The 18684-nt window shown below is 71.8% G+C and carries 15 protein-coding genes; 7 read left to right on the plus strand and 8 right to left on the minus strand.

Features of this window, described 5'->3' with window-relative positions; all coding sequences use genetic code 11:
- Positions 1–232: 232 nt before the first annotated feature.
- Together FEF34_RS14755 and FEF34_RS14760 are read right to left on the minus strand one after the other, a co-directional pair.
- On the minus strand, positions 233–2812 hold the full coding sequence (locus FEF34_RS14755; protein ID WP_171052960.1) for a protein kinase domain-containing protein: 2580 nt from the start codon (positions 2810–2812) through the stop codon (positions 233–235).
- 163 nt (positions 2813–2975) lie between these two features.
- Entirely contained in the window at positions 2976–4682 is a 1707-nt protein-coding gene (locus tag FEF34_RS14760) for a glycerol-3-phosphate dehydrogenase/oxidase (RefSeq protein WP_138053615.1), read from the minus strand.
- Positions 4683–4902: 220 nt separating this feature from the next.
- Here FEF34_RS14760 and FEF34_RS14765 point away from each other — a divergent pair, with 220 nt between their 5' ends.
- Together FEF34_RS14765 and FEF34_RS14770 are read left to right on the plus strand one after the other, a co-directional pair.
- Complete coding sequence (locus FEF34_RS14765) at positions 4903–6144, plus strand: nucleotide sugar dehydrogenase (protein WP_138053616.1); 1242 nt, start codon at positions 4903–4905, stop codon at positions 6142–6144.
- Between the two features lie 112 nt (positions 6145–6256).
- The gene (locus FEF34_RS14770; RefSeq protein ID WP_234042405.1) at positions 6257–6781 is read left to right on the plus strand and encodes a hypothetical protein; all 525 of its coding nucleotides are present in this window, start codon (positions 6257–6259) and stop codon (positions 6779–6781) included.
- Between the two features lie 110 nt (positions 6782–6891).
- Here FEF34_RS14770 and FEF34_RS14775 read toward each other — a convergent pair whose 3' ends face one another.
- The 4 genes from FEF34_RS14775 to FEF34_RS14790 form a co-directional block, all read right to left on the minus strand.
- A complete protein-coding gene (locus FEF34_RS14775) occupies positions 6892–8016 on the minus strand; it encodes a GuaB3 family IMP dehydrogenase-related protein (protein WP_138053617.1) in 1125 nt (374 codons plus the stop codon).
- A gap of 127 nt (positions 8017–8143) precedes the next feature.
- Positions 8144–9646, minus strand: a complete 1503-nt coding sequence (gene guaB / locus FEF34_RS14780) for an IMP dehydrogenase (protein ID WP_138053618.1) — start codon at positions 9644–9646, stop codon at positions 8144–8146.
- Positions 9647–9796: 150 nt separating this feature from the next.
- Positions 9797–10384: a sigma-70 family RNA polymerase sigma factor gene (locus FEF34_RS14785; RefSeq protein WP_017949598.1), complete on the minus strand. Its 588-nt coding sequence runs from the start codon at positions 10382–10384 to the stop codon at positions 9797–9799.
- A 335-nt stretch (positions 10385–10719) separates the two neighbouring features.
- Positions 10720–11331: a response regulator transcription factor gene (locus FEF34_RS14790; protein ID WP_003948568.1), complete on the minus strand. Its 612-nt coding sequence runs from the start codon at positions 11329–11331 to the stop codon at positions 10720–10722.
- Between the two features lie 380 nt (positions 11332–11711).
- On the opposite strand from FEF34_RS14790, the gene FEF34_RS14795 reads away from it, so the two are divergent.
- The gene (locus FEF34_RS14795) at positions 11712–12035 is read left to right on the plus strand and encodes a WhiB family transcriptional regulator (protein WP_138053619.1); all 324 of its coding nucleotides are present in this window, start codon (positions 11712–11714) and stop codon (positions 12033–12035) included.
- A 101-nt stretch (positions 12036–12136) separates the two neighbouring features.
- Here the strand turns inward: FEF34_RS14795 and FEF34_RS14800 are convergent, their stop codons facing one another.
- A complete protein-coding gene (locus tag FEF34_RS14800) occupies positions 12137–13027 on the minus strand; it encodes a LysR family transcriptional regulator (RefSeq protein ID WP_138053620.1) in 891 nt (296 codons plus the stop codon).
- Positions 13028–13106: 79 nt separating this feature from the next.
- On the opposite strand from FEF34_RS14800, the gene FEF34_RS14805 reads away from it, so the two are divergent.
- The 4 genes from FEF34_RS14805 (at position 13107) to FEF34_RS14830 (ending at position 16924) form a co-directional block, all read left to right on the plus strand.
- Positions 13107–13775 carry an MOSC domain-containing protein gene (locus FEF34_RS14805; protein ID WP_138053621.1) on the plus strand — a complete coding sequence of 223 codons (669 nt, stop codon included), beginning with the start codon at positions 13107–13109 and terminating at the stop codon, positions 13773–13775.
- Positions 13776–14284: 509 nt separating this feature from the next.
- Entirely contained in the window at positions 14285–15058 is a 774-nt protein-coding gene (locus FEF34_RS14815; RefSeq protein WP_138053622.1) for an SDR family NAD(P)-dependent oxidoreductase, read from the plus strand.
- 560 nt (positions 15059–15618) lie between these two features.
- Positions 15619–16188 carry a Rossmann-fold NAD(P)-binding domain-containing protein gene (locus tag FEF34_RS14825; RefSeq protein WP_171052961.1) on the plus strand — a complete coding sequence of 190 codons (570 nt, stop codon included), beginning with the start codon at positions 15619–15621 and terminating at the stop codon, positions 16186–16188.
- A gap of 43 nt (positions 16189–16231) precedes the next feature.
- Positions 16232–16924, plus strand: coding sequence for an ester cyclase (locus tag FEF34_RS14830; RefSeq protein WP_138053625.1), 693 nt, complete (start codon positions 16232–16234; stop codon positions 16922–16924).
- 132 nt (positions 16925–17056) lie between these two features.
- On the opposite strand, the gene groL is transcribed toward FEF34_RS14830, so the two are convergent.
- Positions 17057–18679 (minus strand): chaperonin GroEL, encoded by a 1623-nt coding sequence (groL, locus tag FEF34_RS14835; protein ID WP_138053626.1) that lies wholly within the window; start codon positions 18677–18679, stop codon positions 17057–17059.
- Positions 18680–18684: the final 5 nt, after the last annotated feature.

Below are 18684 nucleotides of genomic sequence, written 5' to 3' on the forward strand. Positions count from 1 at the left end.
CAGCTTTCCCGGCCCGGTTGTCCCCCAGCCCGTCGGTGGGGTTCCCCACCGGGCGTGCTCGAACCGGTGCCGCGGTCGGTCGTGTGCGCGGCCCTGGTCGTCAGAGCCCCGCCCCCGGTCCCGGGGACCGCACGGCACCATCAATTCCGGTCACTCACCGGGCTCTTGCGGCTGCGTACGGTCCACGACCTCTCACGATACGGGGCCTGCCCAGTCCTTGGGGGCGAACCTCTCAGTCCTTCGGGGCGAACGTGGCGAACGCCGTCTTGCGCAGCGTGCTGCACTCCGCGCCGTCCCATTCGCTCGCCTTGCAGCTGATCATGATCGAGTAGCCGCGGCGGGCGTCGACCTTGAAGCCGCGGTTGAGCACGCGCACCCGCTGGCCGCCCTGGTTCCGCTCGAAGCTCCAGTCGGCGACGGTCGGATAGCCCTTGTACTCGACGGGCTTGATCCCGAGGTGCTCGTAACCGCTGCTGCTGCCGCTCACCGCGGACCACGCGGCCTTCCAGGCGGCCGCGGCGTCGCCCTTGGGGCTGTCGGTGAAGTCGACCTGGACGCGCGGGAAACCGCCGTCCGCACTGAAGATCGCACCCGAGTTCTGGCCGGCGGTACCGGTGCGGCGGAACGACTTCGGCATCGCCATGGTGAAGTGGAACTGATCGTTCGACACCATCGCGTACCCGGCGGGGAGTGCGTTCCCCGCGGGGGCTCCGGGGTCCGTGCCGCCGGACGGCTGTGCCCCGCCCGTGTCCGTGCCCCCGTTGCCCTCGCCGGCGTCACCCGTGGGCCGGCCGTCGCCCTCGCCCTGCTCGTTCCGGCCGCTGTCGCCGGTGGCACCGCCGTCGTCCTCGGCGTCGCCGCCCGCGGTGCTCCCGGCGGAGGTGGTGTCGCTCTTCGGCTTGTTCTGCTCGCCCTTGTCCCCGTCCCCGCCCAGCAGGACGACGAGCACGGTGGACAGGATCGCGAGCGCGGCGACGACCGCGACGATCACCAGTGTGCGGCGGGGCACCACATCGGTGAGCGGCGCCCGCACGGGAGTCGTCCGGGTGGCCGCGGGCGCCGTCGGTGGCTTGGCGGCGCCGTCCTTGCCCTCGGTCTGCCCAACATCGCTCTTCGCCGCGTTCCGGACCGAGCGCAGCGCTCCGCGGACTCGCTCGGCCGCGTCCGCGGTGTCCCTGGCCCGGTCCCGGGTGGGGACGGCCGACTCGGGCGGGACGGGCAGGGCCACGACGCGGGTCGCCTCCGGCGAGGGCTCCGGCTCCGCCGGGCGCTCGGGGGTGTCGACCACGTTCCGCAGCAGCGCGCGGGCACCGGCGTCGTCGAGCCGCTGCGCCGGGTCCTTGGCCAGCAGGCCGTAGATGACCTCCTCCAGCGGCCCGGCGTTCTTCGGCGGATCGAGCGGCTCGGTCATCACGGCGGTCAGCGTCGCGATGGCCGAACCCTTGTCGTACGGGGGGCAGCCCTCCACGCTCGCGTACAGCAGTCCGCCCAGCGACCAGAGGTCGGCGGCCGGACCGGGCTTGTGGCCCCGGGCGCGCTCCGGGGAGATGTACGAGGGCGCGCCGACGAGCATGCCGGTGGAGGTGATCGAGGGATCGCCCTCGACCTGGGCGATGCCGAAGTCGGTGAGCACGACCCGGCCGTCCGACGAGATGAGGACGTTGGACGGTTTCACGTCGCGGTGCAGGATGCCCTCGCGGTGCGCGGAGCGCAGGACGTCGAGGACGGCGAGACCGACCTCGGCGGCCCGCCGGGGCGTCAGGAGGCCGTCCTCCCGGATGGCCTCGGCGAGAGACTTGCCCTCGACGAGCTCCATCACGATCCACGGGCGGTCGTCCTCGTCGACGACGTCGTAGACCGTGACGGCGCCGGTGTTGCGGATCCGGGCGATCGCCTTCGCCTCGCGCAGGGTCCGGGTGATGAGGCGGCGCTTCTCGTCCTCGTCGATGCTGTTCGGGAAGCGCAGTTCCTTCACGGCGACCGTGCGGCCGAGCGTCTCGTCGTCGGCCCGCCAGACGGTGCCCATGCCGCCGCGCCCGAGAACGCCTCCCAGCCGGTACCGGCCGGCCAACAGCCGTCCCTCCGTGGTCGGTCCGCGTCGCGACGAGGATCCCGCGGCCTTCGCGTCACCGGCCCGACCGGACGGGCCGGAGCCCGCCTCCGCGGCCTTCGCGTCACCGCGCCCGGGAGCCGTCCGGCCCGCCGGTTCCTTCGCCGGGCCGTGCGTGCCCCCGCCCTCGGCGTCCTCGGCACCGGAACGCCGCGGGTCGGCCTCGGCGTCCTCGGGAGCGCCCGCCCCGGGACCGCGGTCCGGGCCCCGTGATCCGCCGTCACCGGTCGCGTCCCGCGCCGCGCCACGCTTCGCCGGGTCCGGCCGCCGGTCCGTGCTCTGTGACCCACCGTCCTTCATCAGGTTCGCCTGCCCCGCAGCCGGTTTCGCACGCGTACCGGCCTCGGTTGCGGGCGCGTTCGCGCCATCGGAGCCGGGCCCGTCACCGGACTCGGGACCGGCCGCGGCCCGCCCGGTCTCCGGCCCCGCGTCCCCGGCCGCGTCCACCGAACCGGTGCCACCGTCCCGCCCGCCCCGGCCTGCGCCGTCGTCCGACGCACCGCGCGCGGAGTCCCGCGCCGTGCCCTTGTCCGCGGTCCCACCCGAACCGCCGTCACGGGAGCCGGAGCCCGCATCCGGATGCTCGGACCGCTCCGCGGCCGAACTCGCCGCGGGATCCGCGCCGGTGGCGTGTCCGCCCTCCGGCTGCGCGTCCCGAAGGGGTTCCCGTGTCGTGTCCCGCGACTGCTCCGCCTCCGACATGCGTCCCCTCTGCGATCCCTGATCCTCGCCCGCGCCCGCCGCTCCCGCGCGATGCGGTAACCCGCCCTGGAAGAGCCCCCATTCTCTCTCACTCCGGGACTGGTGAAGCTCCCGGGTCCACCGAGCGTCAGGAAGGCTCCGGAGAAGGGGATTCCGCAGGATCCTAGATCGGGACGATGTCCGGCGCTCCCAGCCGCGCCGCGTCGGCCGTCAGGTCGTCCGGCTGCCGCTGCGACTCCCGCTCGGCCTCCACCCGCTTCTCGTAGTGCTCGACTTCCTTCTCGATCTGCTCCTTGTCCCAGCCGAGCACCGGGGCCATCAGCTCGGCGCACTCCCGCGCGCAGCGCGTGCCCCGGTCGAAGGTCTCGATGGAGATGCGGGTCCGCCGGGTGAGCACGTCGTCGAGGTGCCGTGCCCCCTCGTGGGAGGCGGCGTAGACGACTTCGGCCCGCAGGTAGTCGTCCGCCCCGGACAGCGGCCGGCCGAGCCCAGGATCGGCCGTGACGAGCTCCAGCAGTTCCTCGGTCATGGACCCGTACCGGTTCAGCAGGTGCTCGACGCGGGCGACGTGGAGGCCCGTCCTCTCCGCGATCCTCGCCCGTGCGTTCCACAGGGCGCGGTAGCCCTCGGCTCCCAGCAGCGGCACATCCTCGGTGACGCATTCCGCCACCCGGCGGTCCAGCCCGTGCACCGCCTCGTCCACGGCGTCCTTCGCCATCACCCGGTACGTCGTGTACTTTCCGCCGGCGACGACGACCAGCCCTGGCACCGGGTGCGCCACCGTGTGCTCGCGGCTGAGCTTGCTCGTGGCGTCCGACTCCCCGGCGAGGAGTGGGCGCAGCCCCGCGAACACGCCCTCGACGTCGTCGCGGGTGAGCGGCACGGCGAGCACCGAATTCACGTGCGCCAGAAGGTAGTCGATGTCGGCGCTGGAGGCTGCCGGGTGCGCCTTGTCCAGGTCCCACTCGGTGTCCGTGGTGCCCAGGATCCAGTGGCGCCCCCAGGGGATGACGAAGAGGACGGACTTCTCGGTGCGCAGGATGAGGCCGGTGGTCGAGTGGATCCGGTCCTTGGGCACGACGAGGTGGATGCCCTTGGAGGCCCGGACGTGGAACTGGCCGCGCTCGCCGATCATGGCCTGGGTGTCGTCGGTCCAGACACCCGTGGCGTTGACGATCTGCTTCGCCCTGATCTCGTACTCCCCTCCCGTCTCGATGTCCTTCACCCGGGCGCCGACGACGCGCTCCCCCTCGCGGAGGAAGCCGATGACGGGTGCCCTGCTGGCGGCGTGCGCACCGTACGAGGCGGCCGTGCGCACCAGGGTCGCCACGTAACGGGCGTCGTCCATCTGGGCGTCGTAGTACTGCAGGGCACCGACCAGGGCGTCCCTCCGCAGACACGGGGCCACCCGGAGGGCGTGCCGGCGGCCGAGATGGCGGTGGACGGGCAGACCGCGGCCATGGCCCGAGGACACCGACATCGTGTCGTACAGCGCGACGCCCGCTCCGGCGTAGACCCGCTCCCAGCCCTTGTGCTGCAGCGGATAGAGGAAGGGCACGGGCTTCACGAGATGCGGGGCGATCCGCTCCAGCAGCAGTCCGCGCTCCTTGAGGGCTTCCCGCACCAGCGCGAAGTCCAGCATCTCCAGATAGCGCAGCCCGCCGTGGATCAGCTTGCTCGATCTGCTCGACGTACCCGACGCCCAGTCACGCGCCTCGACGATTCCGGTGGACAGCCCGCGCGTCACCGCGTCCAGCGCGGTCCCCGCGCCGACCACTCCGCCGCCGACCACCAGTACGTCCAACTCGCGCTCCGCCATCGCGGCCAGGGCCTCGGCGCGCTGCGCCGGTCCCAGTGTCGCTGTCCTCACGGTGCCTCCCGTCGCCCCCATTGGTCGGGCCCACACACTCGATTCTGTCCGCAGTCCCGGACTTCAGCCACCGCCTGTGGACAACACTCGGGCGACCTGACGCGCGCAATACCGCATAACGGTCATATTTACTCCTAGTGTGACATTGCCCTTGCTCGTTCTGTCCACAGGACTTGCGCGTCACGTGCCCTTCGGCTATTGGGAAGGACGGCTCACCGCCATGCCCGCAGATCTCGCCGTCATCGGACTCGGCCACCTCGGACTGCCCCTCGCCCAGGCCGCCGCGGCCGCGGGCATCGGGACCATCGGCTACGACCCCGATCCCCGCCCCGCCGCCGAACTCGCCGCGGGCCGTCCGCCCGTGGACGGCTCCCTCAGCGCGTCGGAGATCCGCCGGATGCTCTCGGGGGGCTTCCGGCCCACCACCGACGCCGCCGAGCTGGGCCGGGTGCGCACCGCCGTCATCTGTGCGCCGACCCCCCTCGGCCCGGACCGCAGGCTCGATCTCACGGCGGTCGGTGCGGCCGCACGGGCGCTGGCCGCACGGCTTCGGCCGCACACCACCGTGCTGCTCGGGTCCCCGGTCGAGCCCGGCACCACGGAGGGCTATCTGCGGACGATCCTCGAGGAGGGCTCGGGGCTGCGCGCGGGCGCCGACTTCCACCTGGCCTACTCCCCCGGCCGGCTCGACCCCGGCAACCGCGCCCACGGTCAGGCCAACACCCCTCAGGTGATCGGCGGCCTGACGCCGGCCTGCACCGAGTCGGCGGCGACCTTCTACAGCCGCGTCAGCGACAAGGTGGTCCGCGCCCGCGGGCTGCGCGAGGCGGAGGCCGTCAAACTTCTGGAAACCAACTTCCGGCACGTCAACATCGCCCTGGTCAACGAGATGGCGGTGCTCTGCCACGACCTCGGCGTCGACCTGTGGGACGTCATCCGCTGCGCCGAGACCAAGCCGTTCGGGTTCCAGGCGTTCCGCCCCGGCCCCGGGGTGGGCGGGCACGGTCTCCCCGTCGACACGGTCGGCCCCCACCGCTCGCTGCGGCTCGTGGAGCTCGCTGACCAGATCAACGAACGCATGCCGAGTTACGTCGTCCAGCGCTGCGCGACCCTGCTGAACGAACACGGCAAGTCGGCCCGCGCCGCCCGGATCCTCCTCCTCGGCGTCACCTACAAGCCGGATCTCGCCGACCGGCAGGGCTCCCCCGCCCCGGAGATCGCGCACCGGCTGATGGAACTGGGCGCCTCGGTCGGCTACCACGACCCCTATGTGACGGACTGGCGTGTGAACGGCCGTCCCGTGCCCCGCGCCGACTCCCTGTACGAGGCCGCGGCAACCGCCGACCTCACCGTGTTGCTGCAGCACCACCGCACGTACGACCTGCAGGGACTGGCCGTCAAGGCACAGATCTTCCTGGACACCAGGGGAGCCTCCCCGGCGGGCGCGGCGCATCGTCTGTGACCCGCGGGGCCAGGCGGAATTCGTGTGTGCGCTGTCGGACCCGGGTGCTAGCCTCCAGCGCCACGTGTCGCACATCCGTGCGCTTCAGCGTTTCCTTGGGGGGAACACCAGCATGTCCCAGTCCACTCCGCCGTCCGAGCAGTCCGCCTCGCCGTCCGGGACTCCGTTCGCCGACGGCACCGCACCGGCGCCCGCACCCGTCATCGGTGCGGACGTCCCGGCGCCCGCACCCGCCCGCGGCAACGTCGGTCTCGGCCTGGTCGCCGCCCTGGTCGCCGCCCTCGTCGCGGGCGGCGTCTACGGCGGTATCGCGGGGGCGATCGAGCGGGAGATCGGCTGGGCCGCCATCGGCGTCGGCTTCCTCATCGGCTTCGCGGCCGGCAAGCTCGGCGGCCGCAGCGCGGTGCTGCCCGTCGCCGGAGCCGTGCTCGCGCTCGGCGCCGTCTACCTCGGCCAGCTCCTCTCCATCGCGATCATCCTCGGCAAGGAGCTGAAGGTCTCCGCGTCCGAGATGTTCTTCGACAACTTCGAGCTGATGACGGACGCCTGGAGCGCGAGCAAAGACTTCATGACCTTCGTCTTCTTCGCACTGGCCGCCTTCGCCGCCTTCGCCGGGGCCAAGAAGGCGACGGAGTGAACGCCCGCCGCCACCGCCGGCGTCCGGCCTGACCGGCAGACGGCAACGGGAGGGGTCCGGCACCGCGACGGTGCCGGACCCCTCCCGTGCGTACGGCCCGGGCCGGACCGTCAGCGCTTGTGCTGGGAGTCCGCGACGGTCACCTCGACGCGCTGGAACTCCTTGAGCTCGCTGTAGCCCGTCGTCGCCATGGCGCGCCGCAGGGCGCCGAAGAGGTTCATCGAGCCGTCGGGGGTGTGCGACGGACCGGTGAGGATCTCCTCCGTCGTACCGACGATGCCCAGGTCGACGAGCTTGCCGCGCGGCACGTCCTCGTGGACTGCCTCCATGCCCCAGTGGTGGCCCCGACCCGGCGCGTCCGTCGCGCGGGCCAGCGGGGAGCCCATCATCACGGCGTCCGCACCGCAGGCGATGGCCTTCGGGAGGTCGCCGGACCAGCCGACACCGCCGTCGGCGATGACGTGGACGTACCGGCCGCCGGACTCGTCCATGTAGTCGCGGCGGGCCGCGGCGACGTCCGCGACGGCCGTCGCCATGGGCACCTGGATCCCCAGCACATTGCGGGTGGTGTGCGCGGCGCCGCCGCCGAAGCCGACGAGGACACCCGCCGCGCCGGTGCGCATCAGGTGCAGCGCCGCCGTGTACGTGGCGCAGCCGCCGACGATGACCGGGACGTCGAGCTCGTAGATGAACTGCTTCAGGTTCAGCGGCTCGGCCGCCCCCGAGACGTGCTCGGCCGAGACGGTCGTGCCGCGGATGACGAAGATGTCCACGCCCGCGTCGACGACGGTCTTGGAGAACTGCGCGGTGCGCTGCGGCGACAGGGCGGCGGCCGTGACGACGCCGGAGTCCCGCACCTCCTTCAGGCGCTGCCCGATCAGCTCCTCCTTGATCGGAGCGGCGTAGATCTCCTGCAGACGGCGAGTCGCGCTCTCCGCGGGCAGTTCGGCGATCTCGTCGAGCAGCGGCTGCGGGTCCTCGTACCGGGTCCACAGGCCCTCGAGGTTCAGCACGCCCAGTCCGCCCAGCTCACCGATGCGGATCGCGGTCTGCGGGGAGACGACGGAGTCCATGGGGGCGGCCAGGAACGGCAGCTCGAAGCGGTAGGCATCGATCTGCCACGCGATCGAGACCTCCTTCGGGTCCCGGGTGCGCCGGCTCGGTACGACGGCGATGTCGTCGAACGCGTACGCCCTGCGGCCGCGCTTGCCGCGCCCGATCTCGATCTCAGTCACGATATGTGGCCTTTCCCTCTACGTCTGCGCCTACCAGTATCCCCGACACATACGTCAGGGGCGGTCCCGGGAATCCCCGGAACCGCCCCTGCGGAAACGCTCCCGCCGCCACCTGCGGCGGTTCGCGCTACTTCCTGCTGTAGTTCGGCGCCTCGACCGTCATCTGGATGTCGTGCGGGTGGCTCTCCTTGAGACCCGCCGAGGTGATCCTGACGAACCGGCCGCGGTCCTGCAGCTCCGGCACCGTGCGGCCGCCGACGTAGAACATCGACTGGCGCAGACCGCCCACCAGCTGGTGGACGACCGCCGAGAGCGGGCCGCGGTAGGGCACCTGGCCCTCGATGCCCTCGGGGACGAGCTTCTCGTCGGAGGCGACGCCCTCCTGGAAGTAGCGGTCCTTGGAGAAGGAGCGCTGGTCGCCCCGGGACTGCATCGCGCCGAGCGAGCCCATGCCGCGGTAGGACTTGAACTGCTTGCCGTTGATGAAGAGCAGTTCGCCCGGGGACTCCTCGCAGCCGGCGAGCAGCGAGCCGAGCATCACCGTGTCGGCACCGGCGACCAGGGCCTTGGCGATGTCGCCGCTGTACTGGAGGCCGCCGTCGCCGATGACCGGGACGCCCGCCTCCTTGGCGGCCAGCGACGCCTCGTAGATCGCGGTGACCTGCGGGACGCCGATTCCTGCGACGACCCGGGTCGTGCAGATCGACCCGGGGCCGACACCGACCTTGATGCCGTCCACGCCGGCGTCGACGAGCGCCTGGGCGCCGTCGCGGGTCGCGACGTTGCCGCCGATGACGTCCACGGGGGAGTTCGACTTGATCTTGGCGACCATGTCGCCGACCAGCTTGGAGTGGCCGTGGGCGGTGTCGACGACGATGAAGTCGACACCGGCCTCGATGAGGGCCTGGGCCCGCTCGAAGGCGTCGCCGGCGACACCGACGGCGGCGCCGACGATGAGCCGGCCGTCCTTGTCCTTCGCGGCGTTGGGGTACTTCTCCGCCTTGACGAAGTCCTTGACCGTGATGAGGCCCTTGAGGATGCCCGCGTCGTCGACCAGCGGAAGCTTCTCGATCTTGTGGCGGCGCAGCAGCTCCATGGCGTCCACGCCGGAGATGCCGACCTTGCCGGTCACCAGCGGCATCGGGGTCATGACGTCGCGCACCTGCTGGGAGCGGTCCGTCTCGAAGGCCATGTCGCGGTTGGTGACGATGCCGAGCAGCTTGCCGGCCGCGTCGGTGACGGGAACGCCGCTGATGCGGAACTTGGCGCAGATCGCGTCTGCCTCGGCGAGCGTCGCGTCCGGGTGCACCGTGATCGGGTCGGTGACCATGCCGGACTCGGAGCGCTTCACCAGGTCGACCTGGTTGGCCTGGTCGGCGATGGAGAGGTTGCGGTGCAGCACGCCGACGCCGCCCTGGCGGGCCATGGCGATGGCCATCCGGGACTCGGTGACCTTGTCCATGGCCGCGGACAGCAGCGGGATGTTCACCCGGACGTTCTTCGAGACGAGCGAGGAGGCGTCGATCTGGTCGGGCGCCATGTCGGACGCGCCGGGCAGGAGCAGCACGTCGTCGTAGGTCAGCCCGAGTGTCGCGAATTTCTCGGGCACTCCGTCGACGTATGCAGTCATGACACCTTCCCCAAATGGCCTTGATCGGTGCGGATGTCCATGCTAACGGGATCCGAAGGCGTCTCATTCCACGATCAAGATCACCGAGCAGCTTTGTACGTTCGTACGTACGGACGTGGCGCTCGTGCGGTTCAGCCGCCGCCCTCCACGCTACTGCTCCGCGAGTGCTCGCAGTCTGCTGAGGGCCCGGTGCTGCGCGACGCGGACCGCGCCCGGCGACATGCCGAGCATCTGTCCGGTCTCCTCCGCGGTGAGCCCGACCGCGACCCTCAGCACCAGCAGCTCACGCTGGTTCTCCGGGAGACTGGCGAGGAGCCGCTTGGCCCACTCCGCGTCATCGCTGAGCAGCGCGCGCTCCTCGGGACCGAGCGAGTCGTCGGGCCGCTCCGGCATCTCGTCGGACGGCACCGCGGTGGACCCGGGGTGCCGCATGGCGGCCCGCTGTAGGTCGGCGACCTTGTGCGCGGCGATCGCGAAGACGAAGGCCTCGAAGGGACGACCGGTGTCCCTGTAGCGCGGCAGCGCCATGAGGACCGCGACGCAGACTTCCTGCGCGAGGTCCTCGACGAAGTGACGGGCGTCACCGGGCAGCCGGCTCAGCCGGGTGCGGCAGTACCGCAGCGCGAGCGGGTGGACCCGGGCCAGCAGATCGTGTGTGGCCTGGTCGTCGCCGTCGACGGCACGCTGAACGAGGGCACCGATGGCCCCCTGGGCAGCCGCCGCCTCGTCGTCGCGCATCGGTCCATGGTGCCTTGGCTGCCGCTGATCCGTGGCACCGCGTCCGTAGTTGTGCACCGAAGCGTTATGAGCAGGTGCGCCGGAACTCATCTCCTGCGCCCTCCCCTTGCGCTCGACCGACTCGTCCCCGAGGAACTCCACAACTCAAGGATGCGGCATCGCGCGGGAAACGTGCGCCCTCCGTCGTCCGCCGTCCCGCCCACCGTACGACGGGCGGGACTCACGATGCCCGTATGGCCCGTGCGACAAGGCCCCGGGCGCGCGTCGCGTGCACGACGGCCGCGCGCCCCTGCGGTTCGCCCGCCGGGACCGGTCCCGGCTCCACCCGGCACCGCTCAGCGGACCAGGCCCCAGCGGAATCCGAGCGCGACGGCGTGCGCCCGGTCCGAGGCGCCCAGCTTCTTGAACAGCCGCCTGGCGTGTGTCTTCACCGTGTCCTCGGAGAGGAACAGCTCACGCCCGATCTCGGCGTTGGACCTGCCGTGGCTCATACCCTCGAGCACCTGGATCTCCCGGGCCGTGAGGGTCGGCGCGGCACCCATCTCGGCCGAGCGCAGCCGGCGCGGGGCGAGCCGCCAGGTCGGGTCGGCGAGGGCCTGGGTGACCGTGGCCCGCAGTTCGGCGCGCGAGGCGTCCTTGTGCAGGTACCCACGGGCGCCGGCGGCGACGGCGAGCGCGACGCCGTCCAGGTCCTCGGCGACGGTGAGCATGATGATCCGGGCTCCGGGGTCGGCGGAGAGGAGCCGGCGGACCGTCTCGACGCCGCCCAGTCCGGGCATGCGTACGTCCATCAGAATCAGATCCGAGCGGTCGGCCCCCCAGCGGCGGAGGACTTCCTCGCCGTTGGCCGCGGTCGTCACGCGCTCGACGCCGGGCACGGTTGCCACCGCGCGGCGGAGCGCCTCTCGGGCGAGCGGGGAGTCGTCGCAGACGAGGACGGATGTCATGGCCGCCCTCCGCAGCTGATGCGCGTCACCTTGAGCCTCCAGGCTGGTTACGTATCGTCACCTGTGCGGTTGACGCCCCCGGACTTCTGCCCGAGCGCTTGTTCTCTCAACCGCCTCCGCCCTCTCAACGACGGTCACTCGAAAGAGTTACGGGTGGGCCGGGCACCTTCGGCACTCTACGTGAGGACCCGCGAACGGAGGAGAGCGACACAGCTCAACTGCATGTCAGATGGGCATCTATGCCCCATTTAGCTCCATTTGTTCACATTTACTGGTGTCTGCGGCTAGATTCGCAATGAGTCATATTTACATCTACTTACACCGTAGATGTACGGTCGGAGCTCAGAACCACTCAGCACGGCTACAAGGGGACATGCGCTATGGCAGATTTCTCCCGCCTTCCCGGACCGAACGCCGATCTGTGGGACTGGCAGCTGCTCGCAGCGTGCCGTGGGGTAGACAGCTCACTCTTCTTCCATCCCGAGGGGGAACGCGGCGCGGCAAGGAGTGCGCGCGAGAACTCGGCGAAAGAGGTCTGCATGAGGTGCCCGGTACGCGCGGAGTGCGCGGCGCACGCACTCGCGGTCCGGGAGCCCTACGGGGTCTGGGGCGGACTGACGGAGGACGAACGCGAGGAACTCATGGGGCGGGCCCGGCACCGGCTGATCCCGGCAGGGGGCGCGGGGGGCGCGCCGCAGGGCTGAACGAGCCTTCAACCACTTGAGAAGAAACGTTCCTGCATCGTCCGGGCCACATCCGGGACGGTCCAGCTGATGGCGCGCACCGGGGGTGGGTTCTCGTCGCGTCAGCGAGCGGCGGCCAGGGCCAGCCGGTCCAGCGTGGCCGCGACCGTGGGCACCTGAGCCAGATCGGGCAGGGTCAGGGCGACGATCTCGCGGTGGACGGAGGGTTCCACCGCCACCGTGCGAGCCCCCTTGGGCACCACGGATTCGAGTGCGAGTTCCGGCAGCACCGCGACGCCGAGACCGGCGCCGACGAGCCCGACCACGGCCGGGTAGTCGTCCGTGGCGAAGTCGATCCTGGGGGTGAACCCCGAATCCTCGCAGACCGCCACGAGCTGGCGGCGGCAGCGGGGACACCCGGCGATCCACGGCTCGTCCGCGAGGTCCGCGATGGAGACGGACCCCGCGTCGGCGAGGCGGTGCCCCTCGGGCACCAGCCCCACCAGCCGGTCGCTGAGCAACGGCCGTACGACGAGATCAGCCCACTCCGTGCCTCCGGCGCCGTACCGGAACGCGAGCGCCACGTCGCAGTCCCCCTCGCGCAGCATCTCCTCGGATCGGGGCGGCTCCGCCTCGACCAGTGAGACGCGCGTGCCCGGGTGCGCGGCACGCAGGGCGGCGAGGGCAGCGGGCACCAGCGTGGAGCTGCCGCTGGAGAACGACACCAGCCGGACCCGGCCGGCGCGGAGCCCGGCGATCGCGGCGACCTCCTCCTCGGCCGCGGTGAGCCCGGCCAGAATGCCCGCCGCGTGGCGCACCAGCGCCTCCCCGGCCTGAGTGAGGCGCATCTCCCGGCCGGTGCGGACCAGCAGCGGCGTCCCCGCGGACGCCTCCAGGGCCTTCATCTGCTGGCTGACGGCCGGCTGGGTGCAGCCCAGCTCGCGGGCCGCCGCGGAGAAGGAGCCGGTAGCGGCCACGGCACGCAGGACGCGGAGATGGCGGGCTTCGATCACTCCTTTAGCATAAGGGACACTTGGAGCGCTGGTGAAATATTCGATGGATACTTTGGGTGGGTCGGATTAGCGTCGGGGCATGGAACTTCTCTCGGTGAACGTGGGGCGGCTCAGGGCCGTCGAGCACACCTCGGCGGCCTCCGGCCTCAGCGGTGTGGACAAGCGGCCCGTCGCGGGCCCGGTGCGGGTCATCGCCCCCGGGCCGGGTGGTGCCGGCGCGAGCGGGGTGGAGGGGGACGAGATCGGCGACCCCCGCTTCCACGGGGGCGACGACCGGGCCGTCACCGCCTACGCCCGCGAGGACCTCGACCGCTGGGAGCGGGAGCTGGGCCGGCCGCTGGCGGACGGCGCGTTCGGGGAGAATCTGACGACCACCGGCCTCGACGTGAACGGAGCGCTGATCGGGGAGCGCTGGCGCATCGGATCGGGGGTGGTCCTCGAGGTCACGGGCGGCCGGGTGCCCTGCGGCACCTTCCAAGGGCACCTCGGGGAGAAGGGATGGGTCAGGCGCTTCACCCGGGCAGGGCAGCCGGGTGCGCTGCTGCGGGTGATCGAACCGGGGACGCTCCGGGCGGGCGATCCGGTGCGGGTCGAGCACCGTCCGGACCACGACATCACCGTCGCGCTGCTGTTCAGGGCGGCCACGCTGGAACGGGAGTTGCTGCCGCGCACGCTCGTCGCGGCGCCGTGGATGGAGTCCTCGTTGCTGGAGGTCGCCCGGGAGTACGCGGAGAAGCACGGCGGCTGACGGTGCTCCGGCGTGCCCGCGGGCCGGGGGCCGGGGGCCGGGGGCCGGGGGCCGGGGGCCGGGGGCCGGGGGCCGGGGGCCGGGGGCCGGGTGGGTCAGGGACAGAGGCCGGGGACCCGGGAGCGACGGGCACTTGCCGGCCGGGACGACGGCGGGCGCGGCCGCAGACCGGACGGAACGGACCGCGGCCGCGCACCGGACGGGACGGGGCGGGCGGCGGGGACACCGCCGGGCGGCCCTCCCCGACAGACCGAGTGACGGCCCGATACCCACCCCGGGCAGCCCGGCTCCCAGGCGGCCGAGCGTGCTCCGCAACCGCCGGGCGGCCCTCCCCGACAGACCGGGTGACGGCCCGTCACCCGCACCCCGCCGGAACGCTGACGCCGGACCCCGTACCCCGTCCGGCCGGGTGACACCCCGCTTCCCGTGCCCGCCGGGAGGGCTGACGGTCCGGCACCGCGGCCGGACTCGCACGGCGCCCGTGCACGCGGCGCACTAACGTGCCGCCTATGACGACAGCACTCATCACCGGCTCGACCGCGGGCATCGGGGCCGCGTTCGCGCGGCGGCTCGCGGCGGACGGACACGATCTGGTCCTGGTCGCCCGGGACACCAAGCGCCTCCAGGAGCAGGCCACCGAACTCCACGACCTGCACGGCATCGAGGCGGAGGTACTGACCGCCGACCTGGCCGAGGACGACGGCATCTCCTCCGTGGAGCAGCGGCTCGGCGAACGCAGGCGAACGGTGGACCTGCTCGTCAACAACGCCGGGTTCGGCAACAAGGGGCGCTTCCTCGAGGTCTCCATGGCCGACGAACTGCGGATGCTCAAGGTGCACTGCGAGGCCGTGCTGCGGCTGACGGCCGCGGCCACCGCGCCCATGCGCGACCGGGGCCGGGGCGGGGTGGTGAACGTGGCCTCGGTCGCCGCGTTCGTGCCGCGTGGCACGTACGGGGCGTCGAAGGCATGGGTCGTGCAGTTCACCCAGGGCGCGGCCCGGGACCTGGCGGGCACCGGGGTTCGGCTGATGGCGCTCTGCCCGGGGTTCGTGCGCACCGAGTTCCACGAACGGGCGGGGATGGGCACGGACAACATCCCGGGCTGGATGTGGCTGGACGCCGACAAGCTGGTGTCGTCGGCGCTCGCCGATCTGTCTCGCGGCAAGACGCTGTCGGTCCCCGATCCGCGCTACAAGGCGCTGATGGGCGTGGTGAAGCTGGCCCCGCGCGGTCTGCTGGGCGGGGTCAGCTCCAGGGCGGGCCGCAAGTACGGACCGCGGTAGTCCCGTCCTGCCGGGTCACCGTGAGGGTGCGGCCGCCGGTCCCGACCCCGGTGAGGGCCGCGACGGGGGCGGAACCGGGCTCGGCCGTGGGCGAGGCGGGTGCGGACGAGGAGCGTGTCCGATCCCTGGCGGGTCGTGCCGTGCAGGGCGGAGATGCGGGTGAGCGGGTGAGCCGGCCTGGAGGGCGGAGCCGGAGAACGGAGGCGGTCCGGACCGTGCAGCCGGGTACGGGCTGTGGTTGCACGGTCGGTCCGTCCGGGTCGGCCGCCCGGCCGTCTGCCGGACGGGGGTGCCCTCGGCACTCCCGTGACGAGGGGCCCGCCCGGACCTCGGCACGGCCGTGCACGAGCGTCGGGGAGTGCACGCGCACGACCGGGCGCGGGGTGTGCCCTGAGGCGGACCTGTGGGACCCGCTCTTGACTTCGCTCGCACCCGGCTCAAGCATCCGGCCGACGCCGGCACCCGTACCGCAGCCTCAGGAGCCCAGCCGTGAGCCGCAGTTGGAACGGCCCCACCCGAGTCATGGCCGGCGCGCACACCGCCCTCGCCGCCCTCACGGCGTGCGGTGCGGCGGTGACGAGTACTGCTGTACGGCCCGTACGCGGACGCCGACGAGGCCGCCCACCCGGGGCCGAGTCGGTGCGCTGGACGACCTCTGCCTGCGCAGCGGCATCGTCACCGTCCAGGCACCCGAGATCCCGGCCACCCGCCACTGGGTCGACGCCCGCAGGCTGTCCCTGATGCCCGACGGCGCGACCTGGTCAAACCGCGGGGGGACTCGCGCCGGTCGACACGGACGCGCTGCTCCCGGATCTGCTGTCCGGCCACCTCAGTGCCGTGCTGGACGTCACCGCACCCGAGGTGCCCCCGCCGACCCTCCGCTCTACGACCTCCCGAACGTCCTGCTGACTCCGCACGTCGCGGGCTCCCTCGGCCGGGAGCTGTACCGCATGGCGGATCTGGCGCTGGACGAGGTGGAGCGGTACGCGCTGGGCCGCCCCTTCGCCGAGCCGGTCGTCCCCGCGGTGCCGAACCGCTCGGCCCAGGGTGCTCCGTCCGGAAGGCCGCCCTATCCGCCCGGACCTCTCCCCGACAGGGCAAATCGAGGCAGAATGCGCGTATTTCACTAGACTGGAGTAATCCGACGCAGCGCCCGATCCGCCGGGAGACGCCATGACATTCGTACAGATGATCGACTGCAAGACGGAACGCGTCGACGAGCTCAACCAGCTCCTGGACACCTGGGTCGAACAGACCAAGGGCAGGCGCACCGCCACCCACAGCCTCCTCGCCCAGGACCGCTCCGACGGGACCCACGTGGTGGAGATCGTCGAGTTTCCCTCGTACGAGGACGCGATGCGGAACTCGAACCTCCCGGAGACCGACCGGATCTTCCAGGAGATGGTGGCGCTGTGCGACCGCATGCCGACCTTCACCGACCTGGAGGTCATCCGCGACGAGCAGCTGCACAAGGGTCTGTGCGCCCGGTTCTTCACCGAGGCCCTTCCCGGTGACCCCGGCCTCCTCGACGGACTGCTCACCCGGGATTACCACGATCACAACCCGGCCAACTCGCCGGACGTGATCGGGGTCGACGCCTTCCGCCGCGAGGTCGCGATGTGGCGGGACGCCTTCGACTTCACCTTCACCGTCGAGGACCAGGTCGCCGAGGCCGACCGGGTCTGCACCCGCTGGACGTGGGAGGGCACGCACACGGGCGAGTTCCTCGGCCTCGCGCCCACCGGCAGGCAGGCGTCGATGACCGGCACGACCGTCCACCGGCTCCACGAGGGCCTGATCTGCGAGGGCTGGTGGCAGTACGACCGGCTCGGGCTGATGGGGCAACTCGGGGCGCTGGAGATGTGACCACCTGGCCGTGACCCCGGCCGACGCTTCGGCCCGGCCGAAGCTGCCCGGCCCGGGCACGGGGAAGGTCCCCGCTCCCGGGAGGGAGCGGGGACCTTCGTACGTCCTGGACGGACGGGGGACCGCCGCGGGTCAGTGGGCGTGGCCGTGGCCGTGGCCCGCGTCCGCCGGCTCCTCTTCCTTCTTCTCCACCACGAGAGTCTCGGTGGTGAGAAGCAGGGAGGCGATCGAGGCGGCGTTCTCGAGGGCCGAGCGGGTGACCTTGACCGGGTCGATGACGCCGGCCTTCACGAGGTCGCCGTATTCGCCGGTGGCGGCGTTGAAGCCGTTGCCCTTGTCCAGCTCCGCCACCTTCGCGGTGATGACGTAGCCCTCGAGGCCGGCGTTCTCGGCGATCCAGCGCAGCGGCTCGACGGCGGCACGGCGCACGACGGCGACACCGGTGGCCTCGTCGCCGTTCTTGCCGAGGTTGCCGTCCAGCACCTTGACGGCGTGGACCAGAGCGGAGCCACCACCGGAGACGATGCCCTCCTCGACCGCGGCGCGGGTCGCGGAGATGGCGTCCTCCAGACGGTGCTTCTTCTCCTTCAGCTCCACCTCGGTGGCGGCGCCGACCTTGATCACGCACACGCCGCCGGCGAGCTTCGCGAGGCGCTCCTGGAGCTTCTCGCGGTCCCAGTCGGAGTCCGTGGCCTCGATCTCGGCCTTGATCTGCGCGACGCGGCCGGCCACGTCCTCGCTCTTGCCGCCGCCGTCGACGATCGTGGTGTCGTCCTTGGTGACGGTGATGCGACGGGCGGTGCCCAGCACGTCCAGACCGGCCTGGTCGAGCTTGAGGCCGACCTCCTCGGAGATGACGGTGGCACCGGTGAGGGTGGCCATGTCCTGCAGCATCGCCTTGCGGCGGTCGCCGAAGCCGGGGGCCTTGACCGCGACCGCGTTGAAGGTGCCGCGGATCTTGTTGACGACGAGGGTGGACAGGGCCTCGCCCTCGACGTCCTCGGCGATGATCAGCAGCGGCTTGGAGGCGCCGGCCTGGATGACCTTCTCCAGCAGCGGGAGCAGGTCCTGGATGGAGGAGATCTTGCCCTGGTTGATCAGGATGTACGGGTCGTCGAGGACGGCCTCCATACGCTCCTGGTCGGTCACCATGTACGGCGACAGGTAGCCCTTGTCGAAGGCCATGCCCTCGGTGAAGTCCAGCTCCAGACCGAAGGTGTTGGACTCCTCGACGGTGATGACGCCGTCCTTGCCGACCTTGTCCATCGCCTCGGCGATGAGCTCGCCGACCTGCTGGTCCTGGGCGGACAGCGCGGCGACGGCGGCGATGTCGGACTTCTCCTCGATCGGGCGCGCGGTGGCGATCAGCTCGTCGGAGACGGCCTTGACCGCGGCGTCGATGCCCTTCTTCAGGGCGGCCGGTGAGGCGCCGGCGGCGACGTTGCGCAGACCCTCGCGAACCAGGGCCTGGGCGAGCACGGTGGCGGTGGTGGTGCCGTCACCCGCGATGTCGTTGGTCTTGGTCGCCACCTCCTTCACCAGCTGGGCGCCGAGGTTCTCGTACGGGTCCTCGATCTCGACCTCACGGGCGATCGTGACACCGTCGTTGGTGATGGTGGGGGCACCGAACTTCTTGTCGATCACGACGTTGCGGCCCTTGGGGCCGATCGTCACCTTGACCGTGTCGGCGAGCTTGTTGACGCCGCGCTCAAGGGCGCGACGGGCGTCCTCGTCGAACTTCAGGATCTTCGCCATGGAGC

Source organism: Streptomyces marianii (assembly GCF_005795905.1).
Taxonomy (GTDB): domain Bacteria; phylum Actinomycetota; class Actinomycetes; order Streptomycetales; family Streptomycetaceae; genus Streptomyces; species Streptomyces marianii.

Bases quoted from the DNA above. Each gene is read 5' to 3' on its own strand.
- guaB (WP_138053618.1), bottom strand. From the start codon at position 9,646: ATGACTGCATACGTCGACGGAGTGCCCGAGAAATTCGCGACACTCGGG.
- FEF34_RS14770 (WP_234042405.1), top strand. From the start codon at position 6,257: ATGTCCCAGTCCACTCCGCCGTCCGAGCAGTCCGCCTCGCCGTCCGGG.
- FEF34_RS14815 (WP_138053622.1), top strand. From the start codon at position 14,285: ATGACGACAGCACTCATCACCGGCTCGACCGCGGGCATCGGGGCCGCG.
- FEF34_RS14805 (WP_138053621.1), top strand. From the start codon at position 13,107: ATGGAACTTCTCTCGGTGAACGTGGGGCGGCTCAGGGCCGTCGAGCAC.
- FEF34_RS14830 (WP_138053625.1), top strand. From the start codon at position 16,232: ATGACATTCGTACAGATGATCGACTGCAAGACGGAACGCGTCGACGAG.
- FEF34_RS14785 (WP_017949598.1), bottom strand. From the start codon at position 10,384: ATGCGCGACGACGAGGCGGCGGCTGCCCAGGGGGCCATCGGTGCCCTC.
- FEF34_RS14755 (WP_171052960.1), bottom strand. From the start codon at position 2,812: ATGTCGGAGGCGGAGCAGTCGCGGGACACGACACGGGAACCCCTTCGG.
- FEF34_RS14795 (WP_138053619.1), top strand. From the start codon at position 11,712: ATGGCAGATTTCTCCCGCCTTCCCGGACCGAACGCCGATCTGTGGGAC.
- FEF34_RS14765 (WP_138053616.1), top strand. From the start codon at position 4,903: ATGCCCGCAGATCTCGCCGTCATCGGACTCGGCCACCTCGGACTGCCC.
- FEF34_RS14790 (WP_003948568.1), bottom strand. From the start codon at position 11,331: ATGACATCCGTCCTCGTCTGCGACGACTCCCCGCTCGCCCGAGAGGCG.
- groL (WP_138053626.1), bottom strand. From the start codon at position 18,679: ATGGCGAAGATCCTGAAGTTCGACGAGGACGCCCGTCGCGCCCTTGAG.